This is a genomic window from Pseudomonas sp. NPDC088429 (genome assembly GCF_044753305.1).
Taxonomy (GTDB): domain Bacteria; phylum Pseudomonadota; class Gammaproteobacteria; order Pseudomonadales; family Pseudomonadaceae; genus Aquipseudomonas; species Aquipseudomonas rustica.
Window position 1 is genome coordinate 1 of record NZ_JBIVMX010000159.1, and the last position, 1,886, is coordinate 1,886.

General features: G+C 55.9%; 1 protein-coding gene. It reads left to right on the forward strand.

Features of this window, described 5'->3' with window-relative positions; translation table 11 throughout:
- A partial coding sequence (locus ACIP66_RS28630; RefSeq protein WP_400652655.1) for a GTP-binding protein TypA/BipA occupies window positions 1–1,502 on the forward strand: 1,502 nt, incomplete at its 5' end.
- Window positions 1,503–1,886: the final 384 nt, after the last annotated feature.

Below are 1,886 nucleotides of genomic sequence, written 5' to 3' on the forward strand. Positions count from 1 at the left end.
CGCAAACCCGTTTCGTGACCAAGAAGGCTTTCGAAGCCGGCCTGCGTCCAATCGTGGTCATCAACAAGGTTGACCGTCCAGGCGCGCGTCCGGACTGGGTTCTGGATCAGATCTTCGACCTGTTCGACAACCTCGGTGCTTCCGAAGAACAACTGGACTTCCAGGTTGTTTACGCCTCGGCCCTGAACGGCATTGCCGGTCTGGATCACACCGACATGGCTGAAGACATGACCCCGCTGTACCAAGCGGTTGTCGATCACGTTCCGGCCCCTAAAGTCGACCGTGAAGGCGCGTTCCAGATGCAGATCTCCGCACTGGACTACAACAGCTTCCTGGGTGTTATCGGCGTTGGCCGTATCGCTCGTGGTCGCGTCAAGCCGAACACCCCGGTTGTGGCTATCGGTGCCGACGGCAAGCGTCGCAACGGTCGTATCCTGAAGCTGATGGGTCACCACGGTCTGCACCGTATTGACGTTGAAGAAGCTGCAGCAGGCGACATCGTTTGCATCAGCGGTATGGAATCGCTGTTCATCTCCGACACCCTGTGCGACCCGCTGACCGTTGAGGCAATGAAGCCTCTGACCGTTGACGAGCCAACCGTTTCGATGACCTTCCAGGTAAACGACTCGCCATTCTGCGGTAAAGAAGGCAAGTTCGTGACCTCCCGTAACATCAAGGATCGTCTGGACAAAGAGCTGCTGTACAACGTTGCTCTGCGCGTTGAAGAAGGCGACTCGGCTGACAAGTTCAAGGTTTCCGGCCGTGGTGAGCTGCACCTCTCGGTACTGATCGAAACCATGCGTCGCGAAGGCTTCGAGCTGGCCCTGGGCCGTCCGGAAGTAATCATTCGTGAAGTGAACGGCGTTAAACAAGAACCGTTCGAAAACGTGACCATCGACATCCCTGAAGATTCGCAGGGCAAGGTCATGGAAGAGATGGGTCTGCGTAAAGGCGACCTGACCAACATGGTTCCGGATGGTAAGGGCCGTGTTCGTCTGGAATACAACATCCCTGCTCGCGGTCTGATCGGTTTCCGTAACCAGTTCCTGACCCTGACCAACGGTGCTGGCATCCTGACCTCGATCTTCGATCGTTACGACACCGTCAAGTCGGGCCACATGTCCGGCCGTCAGAACGGCGTTCTGGTTTCGGTTGAAACCGGTAAGGCACTGACCTACTCGCTGGAAACCCTGCAGGCTCGTGGCAAGCTGTTCGTAGAACACGGTCAAGAGATCTACAACGGTCAAATCGTTGGTCAGAACAGCCGCGACAACGACCTGGGCGTTAACCCTACCAAGGGCAAGAAGCTCGACAACATGCGTGCTTCGGGTAAAGACGAAACCATCGCTCTGGTTCCACCAGTGAAGTTCACTCTGGAACAGGCTCTGGAATACATCCAGGAAGACGAGCTGTGCGAAGTAACTCCTAAGTCCATCCGTCTTCGCAAGAAGATCCTGGACGAAAGCGAGCGTACCCGCGCTGCCAAGAAAGCCAAGAACTGAGTCATTAGTTCAGGCTGAATGAAAACGCCCCCGGTCGCGAGACCGGGGGCGTTTTTGTTTGTCTGGGGAAAGTTTGTTAGTTCTGAAGAACCCCTCACCCTAGCCCTCTCCCGGAGGGAGAGGGGACTGAATGGGGGATGCTCAGGGGATACGTCGACTTGAAAGAATTCTGCTGAATCCAAAATCGATTTGGTGGGGCTCAACCGAATCCATAATCGACTGGGTGTTTCAGGTCGATGTATGGCACCAGACACCTCGGTCGGCTCCCTCTCCCTCCGGGAGAGGGCTGGGGTGGGTAAAGACCGGGTACATCCTTTACGTTTGAGACCGGGGACATGGTTTACAGGTATCAATCATGGTCAGGAGGTGCTGACCATGCCCTGG